We start from the raw sequence: 16,010 nt of genomic DNA, 5'->3' as shown, positions 1-16,010 counted from the left end.
ACGGCACACCACACACAGAGGTACCCAAACTAAAAGGTGTGCGCGGGGGTGCGCGGGAGGTGCGGCGTATGACGACGTCCGCGAAGCATGAGACCAGGGCGCTGCTGCGCGCCCATCTGGCGGCCGCCGCGGGCAACCGCCACTTCACCCGGCACTGCCCGATCTGCCATCGCCTGCTGCGGCTGGCGATGGAGCATTCGGCGGCCGACGAGGCGGGTGACGGGGCCGAACACGAGGAGCGCGAGGAGACGACGGCGGCCGCGCCACCGTCAACTCGGTAAGCCCTTACCGCAGTTGTTCTTTAGCGCAACCACTGGGCGCAGGGCAAGGGTTGGGAAGTGTGACGGGAGTCACCGAATGAGTTTCCGGAGTGAGGGAACTTACACCCCGCTCACCACAGGTCAATTTAATATGTGCAATTGCACCCTCTGTCCGTGACCCTCCCGAGCCCCCCGAAAGCGCTCCGCGAGGCTTCCTCGAGCCCCTTGCGGACCACCCCGCACACCCCGAACGATTGCGCTTCCAGAGGCACTTGAAGACCCCCGGAGGCATCCTCCGGAAGACCTCCCCAGGGCATAAAAAGATCGCGCCGGACCCGGCGGAGTCCGGCGCGATCAACGACGCACCCATGTCGAGCGGTGGAGGGCCTGTTGGGGCAGGCACCCGTCGTGGTGGAGCCATACAGGCGAAAGCCGGGCTGGGGGGCCCGGAAATGCCCGGTTATGCGGTTGTTCAGCCCTCGCTGCGCTGCTGCGGGATGCCCGCAAGAAGAGCACGGACCTCCGCTTCGCGGTAGCGCCGATGCCCTCCGAGCGTGCGGATCGACGTGAGCTTGCCTGCCTTCGCCCAGCGAGTGACCGTCTTCGGGTCCACGCGGAACATCGTGGCAACCTCAGCCGGGGTCAGCAGCGGCTCGGCATCAGGGGTGCGAGCGGTCATGAGCGGCCTCCTCGGGAGAACCGAACCATCACGGTTCTTTCCTCTAAATTCTGCACCTTGACCCACGTTGCCCGAAATGGCGGACGCGGGCCGAGTCGGTTATAGGACGAACGGCTTGTCCTCGGCACTACAACTACACCATCTGTCCAGCCCCGTCGGCCAAACCGATGGAATTGCCCTCTCAGGTGACCAACCTCGACGGAAGCCGATGGACCATGCCATAACGGACTGTCACACGGCCGTGACGATCAGTCACAACAGGATCAGGGGTCACCAGATCCGTCAAGGAGTGCAATACCGATGAATCCGCCCATAGTTGGGCGGAAGGAGCCCCTCCCGGACTCCTTGTCCTATTTTGACACGAGGATGGGTGATTACCGCAAGGCCCGAAGTCAGTGCTTTAGGTCACGATTGAGGCAATGGCCCGGATAGGGACCTACGTCCCCTCTGTTCCGGTGGACCGCTCAACCGGTCGCCCGGAGCCCGCCCGGCCGGGCGCTCAGCTCGCGTTCTGCCGCCCGCGGACCACGCTCCAGCGGTCGGCCAACCGCTCGTACGCGACGCCCGCGCGCTCCCCGTCCCCGTCGCGCAGCGCCGCCAGGCCCTCCGCCACATCCGCGGCCGAGTGGTCGTCCTCCAGCTGCCCGGCCGGCAGCGCGTGCACCAGACCGCCGTAGTCCAGCTCGACCAGCGACCGGGGGTGGAACTCCTCGAGCCACCGGCCGACGTCCACCAGCCCGTCGATCAGCGGCCCTTCCCCGAGGGCCTCCTTGAGCACCTTAAGCCCACGCGCCACCCGGCGCCTGGCCTGGACCATTGGGGTGCGGTAGCGGAGGATGAGACCGTCGTCACCCTTGGTGAACTCGCGCTCCTCGTCCCCGAAGAGCACGAACCAGCGCACCGGCACATGCCAGGTGGCCGAGCGGATCCACGGCCGGGCGTCCGGGTTGCGCTCCAGCCACCGCTCGAAGTCGGCCACCGCCTGCCGGCGCACCACCGGGGGCAGGGCCGCGTCCAGAAGGGGCCCGGGAAGGCGCTCCGGCAGCTCCTCCAGGGCCAGCCAGCCCCTCAGCCGGGTACGCCACGGGCAGACGCAGGTGACGCCGTCCACGAGCGCCACGAAGGCGTCCGCGCTCTCGTGCACCGGGACCGCCACCGGGGGGACCGGCAGCAGGTCCGCGAGCGAGCGGCGCAGCTCGTCCTGCGCACCCGGCAGGTCGTCGCGCTTGGCATACCGCGCCCAGTGCGATCTCTCCGGCTCCGGGAACGCTGCCAGTGGCTCATAGACCCGGAGATACGCCGCGTACGGGACAATCACCGAAGACGCCAAGGTCACACGCGCTCCCTCAAGGCTGAGACCACCGCCAGGGGCTCCCTTACCCCCACCTGACGGCATCGTCCCATGCCCGGCATACGGACTCGTCGGGGACATGGCCGATCCCCTGGGGCCCCAGGGCTTACCCTCTTGCCCACGGCCCTCCCCACCAGCCAGGAGGGCGTCTACCCCGACCTATGGGAGTCACCACCGTGACCGACGTACGTCACACCGTCAGCGCCGACGGTCCGACGGAGAGTCGCGTGCCGAACCCTCTCTCACCGCTTTCGACACTGTTCCGCTCCGATCTCGGCGGGCATGAGCAGGTGCTGCTCTGCCAGGACCGGGAGAGCGGCCTCAAGGCCGTCATCGCGATCCACTCCACCGCTCTGGGCCCGGCCCTCGGCGGCACCCGCTTCCACGCCTACGCCTCCGAGGAGCACCCCGAAGAAGCGGCGCTCCTCGACGCGCTCAACCTCGCCCGCGGCATGTCCTACAAGAACGCGCTCGCCGGGCTCGACCACGGTGGCGGCAAGGCGGTGATCCTCGGCGACCCCGAGGAGATCAAGACCGAGAAGCTGCTGCTCGCCTACGGCCGCTTCGTGGCCTCCCTGGGCGGTCGCTACGTCACCGCCTGCGACGTGGGCACCTATGTGGCCGACATGGACGTCGTCGCCCGCGAGTGCCCCTGGACCACCGGCCGCTCCCCCGAATGCGGCGGCGCCGGTGACTCCTCGGTGCTGACCGCCTTCGGCGTCTTCCAGGGGATGCGGGCGAGCGCCCAGGCATCCTGGGGCGCGCCCACGCTGCGCGGCCGCAGGGTCGGCATCGCGGGGGTCGGCAAGGTCGGCCACCACCTGGTGGAGCACCTGCTGGAGGACGGCGCCGAGGTCGTGGTCACGGATGTGCGCACCGAGTCGGTGGACCGCGTGCTGGCCCGCCACCCCCGCGTCCAGGCGGTCCGGGACACCGAGGCGCTGATCCGCGCCGACCTGGACGTCTACGCCCCGTGCGCGCTCGGTGGCGCCCTGAACGACGCCACGGTGCCCGTCCTGACCGCGAAGGTGGTGTGCGGCGCGGCCAACAACCAGCTGGCCCACCCGGGCGTCGAGAAGGACCTGGACGGCCGCGGCATCCTCTACGCGCCGGACTACGTGGTGAACGCCGGTGGTGTCATCCAGGTGGCCGATGAGCTGCACGGGTTCGACTTCGACCGGGCCAAGGCCAAGGCGGCGAAGATCTTCGACACGACGTTGGCCATATTCGATCGGGCACAGACCGACGGCATCCCGCCCGCCGCGGCCGCCGACCGGCTGGCCGAGCACCGGATGGCGGAGGGCCACGACGCCTGAGCCGTGCCCGTGGCAGACCCGTGGCAGACCCGTGGCAGGCCCGTGGCAGATGCCGCGGGCACGCGCCATGGGGCCGCCCGAGGGCCTTGGGAAGCGCCTGAGAGCGTCTGAGGAGTGGTGTGAGGCGCGCGGACGGGCCGTGCGGGGCTCTTGCCGGAGGCCGCCGTACGGGGGACGTGAGAGCCCCCTGGGGGCCATCGGGGAGAGATCCCTCACGACCCGTCGGCGGGTCGGCGCACAAGACACGTTAAAATCGCAGCTGACCAGCGAGGAACGGGCTCCTCGCGGGTTCTGCCTCGTGGCACGTCGTGTGGGCGACGTACCGTATGGCCACAGAAGCAGGTACCGTTGAAGCCCTACGGACCGGTCTCTCTTCTGGGAGTCCGCTCTGATTTATGAACGTGAACGCGTGTCAAGACTCTGGGGCCGTCGAGCCCCGTCGTTGAGGGGGTCGAGCCATGGGGCGCGGCCGGGCCAAGGCCAAGCAGACGAAGGTCGCCCGCCAGCTGAAGTACAACAGCGGTGGGACGGATCTCTCACGCCTGGCCGAGGAGCTGGGCGCATCGACATCGAACCAGCCGCCGAATGGCGAGCGGTTCGAGGACGATGAGCTGGACGACGACCCGTACGCACAGTACGCGGATCTGTACAACGACGATGAGGACGAGGACGACGAACAGTCGGATCCGTCCCCGCAGCGTCGCCGCGCCTGAACCACTCGTTCAAGGCGCTCGGCTTATCGCCGCACACCTCCACCGGTCCGGGGCACCCGCCTCGGGCCGGCTTCTGTGCTGTCCGCGCACCCGGCGCGGCCGTCTCAGCCCGCATGGTCACCGGTCAGCGTCACCGCCTCGGCGTCCCCTGCCGTGCGCTCGGTGATCTCTCCGCCGACCCAGGCCTCGACACCGCGGTCGGCGAGCGTGGTGAGCGCCACATCCACGGAGTCGGCCGGGACCACCGCCATCATGCCGACGCCCATGTTGAGGGTCTTCTCCAGCTCCAGGCGCTCGACCGAGCCGGCCTCGCCGACCAGCTGGAAGATCGCGCCGGGGGCCCAGGTCGAGCGGTCCACGACCGCGCGCAGTCCCTCGGGGATGACCCGTGCGAGGTTGTTGGCGAGCCCGCCGCCGGTGATGTGCGAGAAGGCGTGCACCTCGGTGGTGCGGGTGAGGGCCAGGCAGTCCAGCGAGTAGATCCGGGTGGGCTCCAGCAGCTCCTCCCCCAGCGTCCGGCCGAGCTCCGGCACCTCGCGGTCCAGCGCCCAGCCGGCCCGGTCGAAGAGCACATGGCGGACGAGTGAGTACCCGTTCGAGTGAAGTCCGGACGATGCCATGGCGATCACCGCATCACCCGTTCGGATACGATCCGCGCCCAGCACCCGATCGGCCTCGACCACGCCCGTACCGGCCCCGGCGACATCGAAGTCATCCGCGCCCAGCAGCCCCGGGTGCTCGGCGGTCTCGCCGCCCACCAGGGCGCAGCCCGCGAGGGTGCAGCCCTCGGCGATGCCCTTGACGATGGCGGCGACGCGCTCCGGGTAGACCTTGCCGACGCAGATGTAGTCGGTCATGAACAGCGGCTCGGCACCGCAGACCACCAGGTCGTCCACGACCATGCCGACCAGGTCGCGGCCGATGGTGTCGTACACGCCCATCCGCCGGGCGATGTCCACCTTGGTGCCGACCCCATCGGTGGCGGAGGCAAGCAGCGGACGCTGGTAGCGGGCCAGCGCGGAGGCGTCGAAGAGCCCGGCGAAACCGCCGAGGCCGCCCACGACCTCGGGCCGGCTCGCCTTCTTGACCCACTCCTTCATCAGCTCGACGGCGCGGTCGCCCGCCTCGATGTCGACGCCCGCGGCGGCGTAGGTGGACCCGGACTCGGACATGACGTTGAGATCTTTCGTATCGGGGATGACGGGCAGGCGGCGCTCAGGGACGGCGCAGGGCGTCGCCGCCGCCGACACCGGCGGTCAGCGTCGTCACACCGTCGGCGTCACCGCTGCTCGGGGCCTGGGTTTCCGACTCCAGGAGGTGCTTGCCCAGCAGCTCCGGATCCGGCAGGTCCATCGGGTACTCACCGTCGAAGCAGGCACGGCACAGATTCGGCTTGGCGATCGTGGTCGCCTCGATCATGCCGTCGGTGGAGATGTACGCCAGCGAGTCGGCGCCCAGCGACTTGCCGATCTCCTCGACCGAGAGACCGTTGGCGATCAGCTCGGCGCGGGTGGCGAAATCTATGCCGAAGAAGCACGGCCACTTGATCGGCGGGGACGAGATCCGGATGTGGACCTCGGCGGCCCCCGCCTCGCGGAGCATCCGCACCAGGGCGCGCTGGGTGTTGCCGCGGACGATCGAGTCGTCGACGACCACCAGGCGCTTGCCCCGGATGACCTCCTTGAGGGGGTTCAGCTTGAGCCGGATGCCGAGCTGCCGGATGGTCTGCGAGGGCTGGATGAAGGTCCGGCCCACATAGCTGTTCTTGACCAGCCCGGAGCCGTACGGAATCCCGCTGGCCTCGGCGTAGCCGACGGCGGCCGGGGTGCCGGACTCCGGCGTCGCTATGACCAGGTCGGCCTCGGCCGGGGCCTCCTTGGCCAGCCGGCGGCCCATCTCGACCCGGGAGAGGTACACATTCCGTCCCGCGATGTCGGTGTCGGGGCGGGCCAGGTACACGTACTCGAAGACACAGCCCTTGGGGCGGGCCTCGGCGAAGGTGGTGGAGCGCAGCCCGTTCTCGTCGATGGCGACCATCTCGCCGGGCTCGATCTCACGGATGAAGGACGCGCCCACGATGTCCAGGGCGGCGGTCTCGGAGGCCACCACCCAGCCGCGCTCGAGGCGGCCGAGGACCAGCGGGCGGATGCCCTGGGGGTCGCGGGCCGCGTACAGCGTGTGCTCGTCCATGTAGACGAGGCTGAAAGCGCCCTTGACCTTGGGCAGGACGATGGGGGCCGCCTGCTCGACGGTGAGCGGCTTGCCGTCCTCGTCCACCTGGCCCGCGAGCAGCGCGGTGACCAGGTCGGTGTCGTTGGTGGCCGCCACCTGGGTGGCCCGGCCGCCGTCGCGGGGCAGGGCCGCGACCAGCTCCGCCAGCTCGGCGGTGTTGACCAGGTTCCCGTTGTGGCCCAGCGCGATCGAGCCGTGGGCGGTGGCCCGGAACGTCGGCTGCGCGTTCTCCCACACCGAGGCTCCGGTGGTGGAGTAGCGGGCGTGACCGACCGCGATATGGCCCGTGAGGGAGCCGAGGGAGGTCTCGTCGAAGACCTGAGAGACCAGGCCCATGTCCTTGAAGACGAGAATCTGGGAGCCGTTGCTCACCGCGATGCCCGCGGACTCCTGTCCGCGGTGTTGCAGTGCATACAGCCCGAAATAGGTGAGTTTGGCGACCTCTTCACCCGGTGCCCAGACTCCGAAGACGCCGCAAGCGTCCTGGGGGCCCTTCTCACCGGGGAGCAGGTCGTGGCTGAGTCGTCCGTCACCACGTGGCACGTCATCGAGTCTAGGCCAGTTCAGCGGTGCCTCCGAACGAGGGACCCGTCAGGAGGGCGTAAGTCACATTCTCCGCACCCGCTCCCCACCAGCTCCGGACCCCCGGGACCCGGGCCCGACCTGGGCACCGCCGGGGCCGGAGACGCCCGTTCGAGGCGAGGATCACATCTCGGGCCGGTCAGCCGAGCACGGGGAGGTGGGCGGAGAGGTCGGCGCGGTCGCCGCTCGCGGTCAGCGGCCCGGCCTCCAGGGCATCCGCCCAGGTCAGACGGCCCGTGGCGAGGCGGATCCAGGTCGGCGGATCGGTCTCGACGACGTTCGGCGGGGTGCCGCGGGTGTGCCGGGGGCCCTCGACGCACTGGATCACGGCGAACGGCGGGATCCGGACCTCGACCGAGCCGCCGGGCGCCTTCGCCGCGAGCGCGTCGGCGAGCACGCGGGTGGCGGTGGCCAGCGCCTGGCGGTCGTGGGGCACGGGGACGCCGGTGGCGGCCGCCAGATCGTCGGCGTGGACCACGAGCTCCACACAGCGGGTGACCAGGTAGTCGTCCAGCCGCATCGCCCCGACGCGGGCGGCCAGCAGCCGGTCGGCGGGCGCGACGGCGGCCACCTCGGCGAACCGGGTCTCGGCGCGTTCCAGCAGCTCGCCCGGTTTCGCCTCCGCCGCGAGAGCGCGGGTGTCGTCGTCGATCGCCCCCGAGTGCCCGGCCACCGCCGACGCCCAGCCGGTGACGGTGACGACCTCGCGCGCGGGCGGCGCGGGCCGCTCCAGGAGCCGTACGACGGACGTCACGGCCATCGCCAGGTGCGCGATCAGCTCCCGGACCGTCCAGTCGCCGAGCCGGGTGGGGGCGTCCAGGGCGGTCTCGTCCAGCCCCTCGACCGCCTTCCGCACCTGCCGTAGCTGTGCGACCACGGCGGTCCTGGTCTTGGCGGGGTCATAGCTGCGGGCACGGGCACGAGGCGGCATGGCGCCGAGCCTATCGACAGCCCCATGGGACGGACGGAGGATGGAGAGAAGGGGATAGAGAGGTAGCAATCAGGACGAAAGGCGTGAATGACCATGGGCGAACACCCCGATGCCGCCGTGGTGCGCCGTGCATGCACCGCGTTCCAGCAGGGCGACCTGGACACCCTCTCCACGCTGCTGACGGCGGACGCCATGCAGCATGTGCCCGGTGACAACGTGATCTCCGGACACCACAAGGGCCGGGACGCGTGCATGCGGCTGTACCGCACCGAGTTCGAGGAGACCGGTGGCACGCTGCGGGCCGACCTGGAGACGGTGATGCCCGACGGGCGCGGTCATGTGATCTCCACCCACCACATCCGCGCCGAGCGCGGCAACCGCACGCTGGACATGAAGACCGGGCTGTTCTTCACCATCGTCGGCGGGAAGATCAGCGACATCGACCAGTGCGTCGAGGACATCGACGCCACCAACGCCTTCTGGGGGAAGTGAGCCCCACCAGGCCCGAACGGACCGTACGGCCCGCTCCCTGACGACAGGGGGCGGGCCGTACGGCATGCGTTCTCAGGCCGGTTCTCGGGCTCGGGCCGGACCTCAGGCTCAGGCCGGTCCTCAGGCCAGCAGACCCGGGATCGTCGCCTCGTACGACTCCCGCAGCTCGGCCAGCGGGATGGAGAACTGCCCCTGGACGTCGATCGCGTCGCCGTCGACCACGCCGATACGGGCCGCCGGAAGCCCCCGGGCCCCGCACATGTCGCTGAAGCGGACCTCCTCGCTGCGCGGTACGGCGACGATCGCCCGGCCCGCGGACTCGGAGAACAGCAGGACGAAGGGGTCCAGACCGTCGGGGACGACGATCCGGGCGCCCTTGCCCCCGCGCAGACACGACTCGGCGAGCGCCTGGATCAGACCGCCGTCGGACAGGTCGTGGGCCGCGTCCACCATGCCGTCGCGCGAGGCCGAGATCAGGATCTCGGCCAGCAGCCGCTCCCGCTCCAGGTCCACCTTGGGCGGCAGTCCGCCCAGGTGGTCGTGGATCACCTGGGACCAGGCCGAACCGCCCAGCTCCTCCGCGGTGTCACCCAGCAGATAGAGCAGCTGGCCCTCCTCCGCGAAGGCGATCGGGGTGCGGCGGGCCACATCGTCGATCACGCCGAGGACGGCGACGACCGGCGTCGGGTGGATGGCCACCTCCCCGGTCTGGTTGTACAGCGACACATTGCCGCCGGTGACCGGGGTGCCCAGGGTCAGACAGCCGTCCGCGAGACCGCGGGTGGCCTCCGCGAACTGCCACATGACCGCGGGGTCCTCCGGCGAACCGAAGTTGAGGCAGTTGGAGATGGCCAGCGGCTTGGCGCCGGACGCGGCCACATTGCGGTACGACTCGGCGAGCGCGAGCTGCGCCCCCGCGTACGGGTCCAGCTTGGCGTAGCGGCCGTTACCGTCCGTGGCGACGGCCACGCCCAGGCCCGTCTCCTCGTCCACCCGGACCATTCCGGAGTCCTCGGGCTGGGCGAGCACCGTGTTGCCCTGCACGAAGCGGTCGTACTGGTCCGTGATCCAGGACTTGGACGACTGGTTCGGGGAGCCGATCACCTTGAGGACCTGCTCGCGCAGCTCCTCGGCCGTGGCCGGGCGCGGCAGCTTGCCCGCGTCGTCGGCCTGGAGCGCGTCCTGCCACTCGGGGCGGGCGTAGGGGCGCTCGTAGACCGGGCCCTCGTGGGCGACGGTGCGCGGCGGGACGTCCACGATCTGCTCGCCGTGCCAGTAGATCTCCAGCCGCTCGCCGTCGGTGACCTCACCGATGACGGTGGCGATGACGTCCCACTTCTCGCAGATCTCCAGGAAGCGGTCGACCTTCTCGGGCTTCACGATCGCGCACATGCGCTCCTGCGACTCGCTCATCAGGATCTCCTCGGGGGAGAGCGAGGAGTCGCGCAGCGGCACGGTGTCGAGCTCGACCCGCATGCCGCCGGAGCCGGCGCTGGCGAGCTCGCTGGTGGCGCAGGACAGGCCAGCGCCGCCGAGGTCCTGAATGCCCTCGACCAGGTCCTCCTTGAAGACCTCCAGGGTGCACTCGATGAGCAGCTTCTCCTGGAAGGGATCGCCGACCTGGACGGCGGGGCGCTTGGTGGGCTTCGAATCGTCGAAGGTTTCCGACGCCAGCACGGAGACGCCGCCGATGCCGTCGCCGCCGGTGCGGGCGCCGTAGAGGATCACCTTGTTGCCGGTGCCCGACGCCTTGGCGAGGTGGATGTCCTCATGCTTCATCACACCCACGCACAACGCGTTGACCAGCGGGTTGCCCTGGTAGCAGGGGTCGAAGACGACCTCGCCGCCGATGTTGGGCAGGCCCAGGCAGTTGCCGTAGCCGCCGATGCCCGCGACCACACCGGGCAGCACCCGCTTGGTGTCGGGGTGGTCGGCGGCGCCGAAGCGCAGCGGGTCCATCACGGCCACCGGGCGGGCCCCCATGGCGAGGATGTCGCGGACGATGCCGCCGACGCCGGTGGCCGCGCCCTGGTAGGGCTCGATGTACGAGGGGTGGTTGTGCGACTCGACCTTGAAGGTGACCGCGTAGCCCTGGCCGACGTCGACCACACCCGCGTTCTCACCGATGCCGACGAGCAGGGCGTCGCTCTCGGGGGCCTTCTCACCGAACTGCCGCAAGTGGACCTTGCTCGACTTGTACGAGCAGTGCTCGGACCACATGACGGAGTACATCGCGAGCTCGGCGCCGGTGGGGCGGCGGCCCAGGATGGCGCGGACGCGCTCGTACTCGTCCTGCTTGAGACCGAGTTCGGCCCAGGGCTGCTCGGCCTCCGGGGTCTGCGCCGCGTGCTTGGTGGTGTCCAGGGTCATGCGCTGACCAGCCTCTTGAGGATCGAGGTGAAGAATCCGAGACCGTCGGTGCGACCGGTGCCGATCAGCGGTTCGACGGCGTGCTCGGGGTGGGGCATGAGGCCGACGACATTGCCCGCCGGATTGCAGATACCGGCGATGTCGCGGAGCGAGCCGTTGGGGTTGAGCTCCTGATAGCGGAAGACGACGCGTCCCTCGGCCTCGAGTTCATCGAGGACGCGCTCATCGGCGACATAGCGGCCGTCGATGTTCTTCAGCGGGATGTTGATCTCCTGACCCCGCTCATAGGAGCGGGTCCAGGCGGTCTCCGCGTTTTCCACTCGCAACTTCTGATCACGGCAGATGAAGTGCAGATGGTTGTTCCGCAGCATCGCACCGGGCAGGAGATGGGTCTCGGTGAGTACCTGGAAGCCATTGCAGATGCCAAGCACCGGCATACCGGCCTTCGCCTGGTCGATCACCGAGTCCATTACCGGGGAGAAGCGGGAGATCGCCCCGGCCCGCAGATAGTCGCCATAGGAGAAGCCGCCCGGCAGGATCACCGCGTCGACCTGCTTGAGGTCCTTGTCGCGGTGCCACAGCGGCACGGCCTCCAGCCCGGCGGCGCGGACCGCGCGCTGGGTGTCGCGGTCGTCGAGCGTGCCGGGGAAGGTGATGACTCCGACGCGTGCGGTCACGACTCCGCCTTCACGGCAGTGGCGTCGGCGCCCTCGCCGACCTCGACCTTCACGGAAAAGTCCTCGATCACGGTGTTCGCCAGGAAGGTCTCGGCGATCTGGTGGATACGGGCGAGGGCGGCGTCATCGACCGGGCCCTCCACCTCGAGTTCAAAGCGCTTGCCCTGGCGGACGTCGGCGATCCCCTCGAAACCGAGGCGGGGCAGTGCTCGCTGCACCGCCTGGCCCTGGGGGTCGAGGATCTCCGGCTTGAGCATGACGTCGACTACGACGCGTGCCACTGGCACTCCCGGTGGTGTGGTGCTGGTGCGTAAGGCGGTGCCCAAGCCTACCCCGGCCCAAAATCTACGCGAGTAGATATGCAAGGGTTCGGTCACGTTTAAGCATCGTCGGTGGCAACTGGCGGGGAAAGGTCGGGGAAAAACGTATGGTCCCGATCACGGCGTGACACGCGGATGGAATTACTGGGGTTCACAATGCAATGCCAGTCACTGTACAAATGAAAAAGCATTGTTGGACACAACTGGACAGCTGACATCTTTGCACGTCAACGCAACGATGCAGCCCGAAAGGACCGATATCCGTGGCGCAGCGCGTAGTAGTCACGCTCTCCGACGACCTCGAAGGAGGCGAAGCGGAAGAGACGGTCACGTTCGGACTCGACGGCAAGTTGTACGAGATCGACCTCAACTCTGCCAATGCGTCGAAACTGCGCGACGCTCTCGCGCCGTACGTGGAGGCCGGCCGCAAGCGGGCCCGCTCGGGCAAGACGTACCGCCGCACCGCCGTCGCCCCGGACCCGGCCGCGGTGCGCGCCTGGGCCCGGTCGAACGGCATGGAGGTGCCTCCGCGGGGCCGGATCCCCAAGAAGGTCTACGAAGCCTTCGACGAGTCGGCCTGAGCCAACCCGTTCGGCCCGGGGCACCCGCGTTCAGCCAGCCCGAGGCACCCGCGTTCAGCCTGAGGCATCCCCCCGTTCAGCCGAGTTGCACACCACCCCGGGTGATCCGCTAAAGTCTGGAGCACGCCGAGGGGCGAGGCCGAAAGGCCGAAACCCCGAGGAAGACACCATGCGGGTGTAGCTCAGTAGTAGAGCGCCCCCTTTCCAAGGGGGAGGCGCAGTGTGCGATCCCTGTCACCCGCTCTCATCGTCTACCGGCCTCGTGTTGACGAGGATCAGGTAGAGTGATGCACGCGCCGATCGGTGAAAGCCGGTCGGAGGCATGCGGACGTGGCTCAGTTGGTAGAGCATCACCTTGCCAAGGTGAGGGTCGCGAGTTCGAATCTCGTCGTCCGCTCCAGATCTGAGGCGCCGGTCGAATCGATCGGCGCCTCAGTCGTTTTGGTGCGGCTCCGGGCCGCTTCACCGCCGCGCGCGGAGCCCCACCGGGGCGACATCGGGGCGGTATCGGAGCGGGCTCGAGGTCCGGGGTGGTAGTTCACCGGTCGCGGGTTTGGTTATAGTAGAGGCGCGTCGAACCGGAAGAGTCCGGCGCAGGCGGACGTAGCTCAGTTGGTAGAGCGCAACCTTGCCAAGGTTGAGGTCGCGAGTTCGAGCCTCGTCGTCCGCTCAGGGAAACGCAGGGGCCCCGGCCGATCGGCCGGGGCCCCTGGTCGTTCTTCCACCCCTTGGCGGGCTCCCCCGCTACTTCCAGCTGGTGCCGGTCAGCAGCTCGTAAGCCTCCGCGTACTTCGCGTGCGTCCGCTCGACGACCTCCGCCGGGAGCGGGGGCGGCGGCTGCTCGCCGGTGCGGTCCCAGCCGGAGGCCGGGGAGGTCAGCCAGTCGCGGACGTACTGCTTGTCGAAGGACGGCTGCGGGTGGCCGGGCTCCCACTGGTCGGCGGGCCAGAAGCGGGAGGAGTCCGGGGTCAGCACCTCGTCGGCGAGCACCGGCTCGGCGCTCTCCGCGCCCAGGGTGGCCTCCGCGTAGCCGAACTCGAACTTGGTGTCGGCGAGGATGATCCCCCGGGCGCGGGAGATCTCCCGGGCGCGGTTGTAGACGGCGAGGGTGGCCTGGCGCAGCTGGGCGGCGGGCTCGGCGCCGATGCGGTGGGCCACCTCCTCGTACGCCACGTTCTCGTCGTGCTCGCCGACCTCGGCCTTGGTGGCCGGGGTGAAGATCGGGGAGGGCAGCTCGGAGCCGTCGGTCAGCCCCTCGGGGAGGGCGATTCCGCACACCGTACGGGTGTCGCGGTACTCGGCCAGGCCGGAGCCGGTCAGATAGCCGCGTGCCACGCATTCGACCGGGACCATCCGCAGCGACCGGCACACCAGGGTCCGGCCCTCCCAGTCGGCGGGGGCGCCGGCGGGCAGCTCGGTGGACAGGACGTGGTTGGGGACGAGGTCGGCGAGCAGATCGAACCACCAGAGGGAGAGCTGGGTGAGGATCTTGCCCTTCTCGGGGATCTCGGTCGGCAGAACCCAGTCGTAGGCGGAGATCCGGTCGCTGGCGACCATGACGAGCTCACCGCGCTCGTTCCGGTAGAGGTCGCGCACCTTGCCGGTGTGCAGGTGCTGAAGGCCCGGAACCTCGACCGGCTCGGGCTTCTCAACGAATCCGGACACGCTTCCTCCTGGTGTTTTTGTCCAAGCCCTCTCGATTCTGCCGCACTGAACGGCGGCGACCTGCGGTGGGGCGCGGAGCCGCAGGGGTGCGGCGCTCCGGGTTCCGCTTCCGGCCGGTTCGGACACGTTGTACGAGGAACTCGTGGGGCAGAACACAGCTGAGGACGGCGGGGAGGGGGAGGTGCGGGATGGCCGACGCGGCGATCGTGGGCAGCGGGCCCAACGGGCTCGCTGCCGCCGTAACCCTGGCCCGCGCCGGGCTGCGGGTGGTGGTGTACGAGGCCGCCGCCGACATCGGCGGTGGGCTGCGCACCCAGTCGCTCTTCGACCCGGAGATCGTCCATGACATCTGCTCGGCGGTCCATCCCATGGCGCCCGCCTCCCGCTTCTTCCGCGAGTTCGGCCTGGCCGCGCGCGGGGTGGAACTGCTGACGCCCGAGGTCTCCTACGCCCATCCGCTGGACGGCGGCCACCCGCTGGACGGCGGCCGCGCCGCGCTCGCCCACCGCGATCTGGGGACCACCTGCGCCGGGCTCGGCCCGGACGGGGAGCGCTGGCGGCGGCTGATGGCGCCGCTGGTGCGGCACAGCGAGGGCGTGGTCGACTTCATCCTCTCCGGGCAGCGCGCCCTCCCCCGCGATCCGGCGGCGCCGCTGCTGCTGGCCCCCCGGATCCTGGTGCACGGCACCCGGCTCGGTGCCGCCCGCTTCGCCGGTGAGGAGGCGCCCGCCCTGCTCACCGGGGTCGCCGCCCATGCCGTGGGCGAACTGCCCAGCCTGGCCGGCGGTGCGGTGGCGGCCCTGCTCGGGCATCTGGCCCACGGGACCGGCTGGCCGCTGCCGCGCGGCGGCAGCGCCCGGATCGCCGAGGCCATGGTGGACGACATCACCGCGCACGGCGGCACCTTCCACACCGGGCACGCGATCGGCGACCTCCGTGAGCTGGACGGGTATCGCGCGGTGCTGCTCGACACCGGCGTCCCGGGGCTGCTGGACATCGCCGGGCGCGCGCTGCCCGACCGCTATGCCCGGGCGCTGCGGCGGTTCCGCTACGGCCCGGCCGCCGCCAAGGCCGACTTCCTGGTCAGCGAGCCGATCCCGTGGGCCGACCCCGCCGTGGGCCGCGCCGGGACCGTCCACCTGGGCGGCACCCATGCCGAGCTGGTCCGGGAGGAGAACCGGACCGCGCGCGGGGTCCGCAGCCGGGCGCCCTTCGTGCTGCTCGTCGACCCGGCCGTCACCGACCCCGGGCGCGCCCGGCCCGGCAGGCGCCCGGTGTGGGCCTACGCGCACATGCCGAACGGCGACGACACCGACCCGGTGGAGCTCATCCGCTCCCGGATCGAGACGTACGCCCCCGGCTTCGGCGATACGGTGCTCGCGGCGCGCGGGATGTCGGGGCGGGACCTGGAGCGTTACGACCCCAACGACGTGGGCGGGGACATCGGGTCGGGCGCGATGACGATCCGGCAGAGCCTCGCCCGGCCGGTACCCCGCCTCGATCCGTACCGCACTCCGCTGCCCGGCCTCTTCCTCTGCTCCTCGGCGACTCCGCCGGGGCCAGGGGTCCATGGGATGTGCGGCTACCTGGCGGCCCTGTCGGCACTACGACACCGTTTCGGCATCCGGAAGCCGCCGTCCCTGGCCCCGGTGCCGTAGAGGGTGCGCCCGACGGATCGCGCCGCCTGCGGCGGGCTGTTCCCCTCCCCGCCCCTTCCCGAAACTGGGGCTCCGCCCCAGGCCCCTGGTAGCGGTGCGGGGCCGGGGGGAAGCCCCGCACCGGCCACGGGCGCCAAACGGCACCCGACGGACCGTGACACCTCCGGCGGGCTGCTCCCCCCT

15 protein-coding genes and 3 tRNA genes are annotated in these 16,010 nt (G+C 70.2%); 9 read left to right on the top strand and 9 right to left on the bottom strand.

Going from position 1 to position 16,010, the window contains the following annotated elements; genetic code table 11:
• Positions 1 to 68: 68 nt before the first annotated feature.
• Entirely contained in the window at positions 69 to 281 is a 213-nt protein-coding gene (locus ACT2CW_RS04935; protein WP_138914617.1) for a DUF6274 family protein, read from the top strand.
• A gap of 451 nt (positions 282 to 732) precedes the next feature.
• Here the strand turns inward: ACT2CW_RS04935 and bldC are convergent, their stop codons facing one another.
• Together bldC and ACT2CW_RS04925 are read right to left on the bottom strand one after the other, a co-directional pair.
• Positions 733 to 939: a developmental transcriptional regulator BldC gene (gene bldC, locus ACT2CW_RS04930; RefSeq protein WP_020869672.1), complete on the bottom strand. Its 207-nt coding sequence runs from the start codon at positions 937 to 939 to the stop codon at positions 733 to 735.
• 499 nt (positions 940 to 1,438) lie between these two features.
• Positions 1,439 to 2,275 (bottom strand): hypothetical protein, encoded by an 837-nt coding sequence (locus tag ACT2CW_RS04925; RefSeq protein WP_445515604.1) that lies wholly within the window; start codon positions 2,273 to 2,275, stop codon positions 1,439 to 1,441.
• A 176-nt stretch (positions 2,276 to 2,451) separates the two neighbouring features.
• Between ACT2CW_RS04925 and ACT2CW_RS04920 the strand changes: the two genes are divergently transcribed.
• Positions 2,452 to 3,606: a Leu/Phe/Val dehydrogenase gene (locus tag ACT2CW_RS04920; RefSeq protein WP_445515603.1), complete on the top strand. Its 1,155-nt coding sequence runs from the start codon at positions 2,452 to 2,454 to the stop codon at positions 3,604 to 3,606.
• A 458-nt stretch (positions 3,607 to 4,064) separates the two neighbouring features.
• Positions 4,065 to 4,319: a DUF3073 domain-containing protein gene (locus ACT2CW_RS04915; protein ID WP_046086494.1), complete on the top strand. Its 255-nt coding sequence runs from the start codon at positions 4,065 to 4,067 to the stop codon at positions 4,317 to 4,319.
• Positions 4,320 to 4,423: 104 nt separating this feature from the next.
• On the opposite strand, the gene purM is transcribed toward ACT2CW_RS04915, so the two are convergent.
• From purM to ACT2CW_RS04900, 3 genes are all read right to left on the bottom strand, one after another.
• On the bottom strand, positions 4,424 to 5,491 hold the full coding sequence (gene purM, locus ACT2CW_RS04910; protein WP_445515602.1) for a phosphoribosylformylglycinamidine cyclo-ligase: 1,068 nt from the start codon (positions 5,489 to 5,491) through the stop codon (positions 4,424 to 4,426).
• Positions 5,492 to 5,534: 43 nt separating this feature from the next.
• Positions 5,535 to 7,094, bottom strand: coding sequence for an amidophosphoribosyltransferase (gene purF / locus ACT2CW_RS04905; protein ID WP_164432620.1), 1,560 nt, complete (start codon positions 7,092 to 7,094; stop codon positions 5,535 to 5,537).
• 178 nt (positions 7,095 to 7,272) lie between these two features.
• Positions 7,273 to 8,064, bottom strand: a complete 792-nt coding sequence (locus tag ACT2CW_RS04900; protein WP_445515601.1) for a sterol carrier family protein — start codon at positions 8,062 to 8,064, stop codon at positions 7,273 to 7,275.
• A 93-nt stretch (positions 8,065 to 8,157) separates the two neighbouring features.
• Here ACT2CW_RS04900 and ACT2CW_RS04895 point away from each other — a divergent pair, with 93 nt between their 5' ends.
• Positions 8,158 to 8,556 carry a nuclear transport factor 2 family protein gene (locus ACT2CW_RS04895; RefSeq protein WP_445515691.1) on the top strand — a complete coding sequence of 133 codons (399 nt, stop codon included), beginning with the start codon at positions 8,158 to 8,160 and terminating at the stop codon, positions 8,554 to 8,556.
• A gap of 120 nt (positions 8,557 to 8,676) precedes the next feature.
• On the opposite strand, the gene purL is transcribed toward ACT2CW_RS04895, so the two are convergent.
• From purL to purS, 3 genes are read right to left on the bottom strand one after another with little or no spacing between them, the layout of a single operon-like run.
• Positions 8,677 to 10,926: a phosphoribosylformylglycinamidine synthase subunit PurL gene (gene purL, locus ACT2CW_RS04890; protein ID WP_445515600.1), complete on the bottom strand. Its 2,250-nt coding sequence runs from the start codon at positions 10,924 to 10,926 to the stop codon at positions 8,677 to 8,679.
• Entirely contained in the window at positions 10,923 to 11,603 is a 681-nt protein-coding gene (gene purQ / locus ACT2CW_RS04885; RefSeq protein WP_138914623.1) for a phosphoribosylformylglycinamidine synthase subunit PurQ, read from the bottom strand. Before purQ ends, purL begins: the two co-directional genes overlap by 4 nt.
• Positions 11,600 to 11,890 (bottom strand): phosphoribosylformylglycinamidine synthase subunit PurS, encoded by a 291-nt coding sequence (purS, locus tag ACT2CW_RS04880; protein ID WP_370467175.1) that lies wholly within the window; start codon positions 11,888 to 11,890, stop codon positions 11,600 to 11,602. Before purS ends, purQ begins: the two co-directional genes overlap by 4 nt.
• A 296-nt stretch (positions 11,891 to 12,186) precedes the next feature.
• On the opposite strand from purS, the gene ACT2CW_RS04875 reads away from it, so the two are divergent.
• The 4 genes from ACT2CW_RS04875 to ACT2CW_RS04860 all read left to right on the top strand — a co-directional run bounded on the left by ACT2CW_RS04875 (position 12,187) and on the right by ACT2CW_RS04860 (position 13,174).
• The gene (locus tag ACT2CW_RS04875) at positions 12,187 to 12,504 is read left to right on the top strand and encodes a histone-like nucleoid-structuring protein Lsr2 (protein ID WP_037953281.1); all 318 of its coding nucleotides are present in this window, start codon (positions 12,187 to 12,189) and stop codon (positions 12,502 to 12,504) included.
• A gap of 171 nt (positions 12,505 to 12,675) precedes the next feature.
• A tRNA-Gly gene (locus tag ACT2CW_RS04870) sits at positions 12,676 to 12,747 on the top strand.
• 81 nt (positions 12,748 to 12,828) lie between these two features.
• Positions 12,829 to 12,904: transfer RNA gene (locus ACT2CW_RS04865), tRNA-Gly, on the top strand.
• A gap of 197 nt (positions 12,905 to 13,101) precedes the next feature.
• A tRNA-Gly gene (locus ACT2CW_RS04860) sits at positions 13,102 to 13,174 on the top strand.
• Positions 13,175 to 13,248: 74 nt separating this feature from the next.
• Here the strand turns inward: ACT2CW_RS04860 and ACT2CW_RS04855 are convergent.
• Positions 13,249 to 14,169 (bottom strand): phosphoribosylaminoimidazolesuccinocarboxamide synthase, encoded by a 921-nt coding sequence (locus tag ACT2CW_RS04855; RefSeq protein WP_445515599.1) that lies wholly within the window; start codon positions 14,167 to 14,169, stop codon positions 13,249 to 13,251.
• 188 nt (positions 14,170 to 14,357) lie between these two features.
• Here ACT2CW_RS04855 and ACT2CW_RS04850 point away from each other — a divergent pair, with 188 nt between their 5' ends.
• Entirely contained in the window at positions 14,358 to 15,827 is a 1,470-nt protein-coding gene (locus ACT2CW_RS04850; protein WP_445515598.1) for a phytoene desaturase family protein, read from the top strand.
• Positions 15,828 to 16,010: the final 183 nt, after the last annotated feature.

This window comes from Streptomyces sp. NEAU-174, assembly GCF_052665095.1.
The sequence above is the reverse complement of the archived record's forward strand: the minus strand, read 5'-3'. Positions and strand labels throughout refer to the sequence as shown.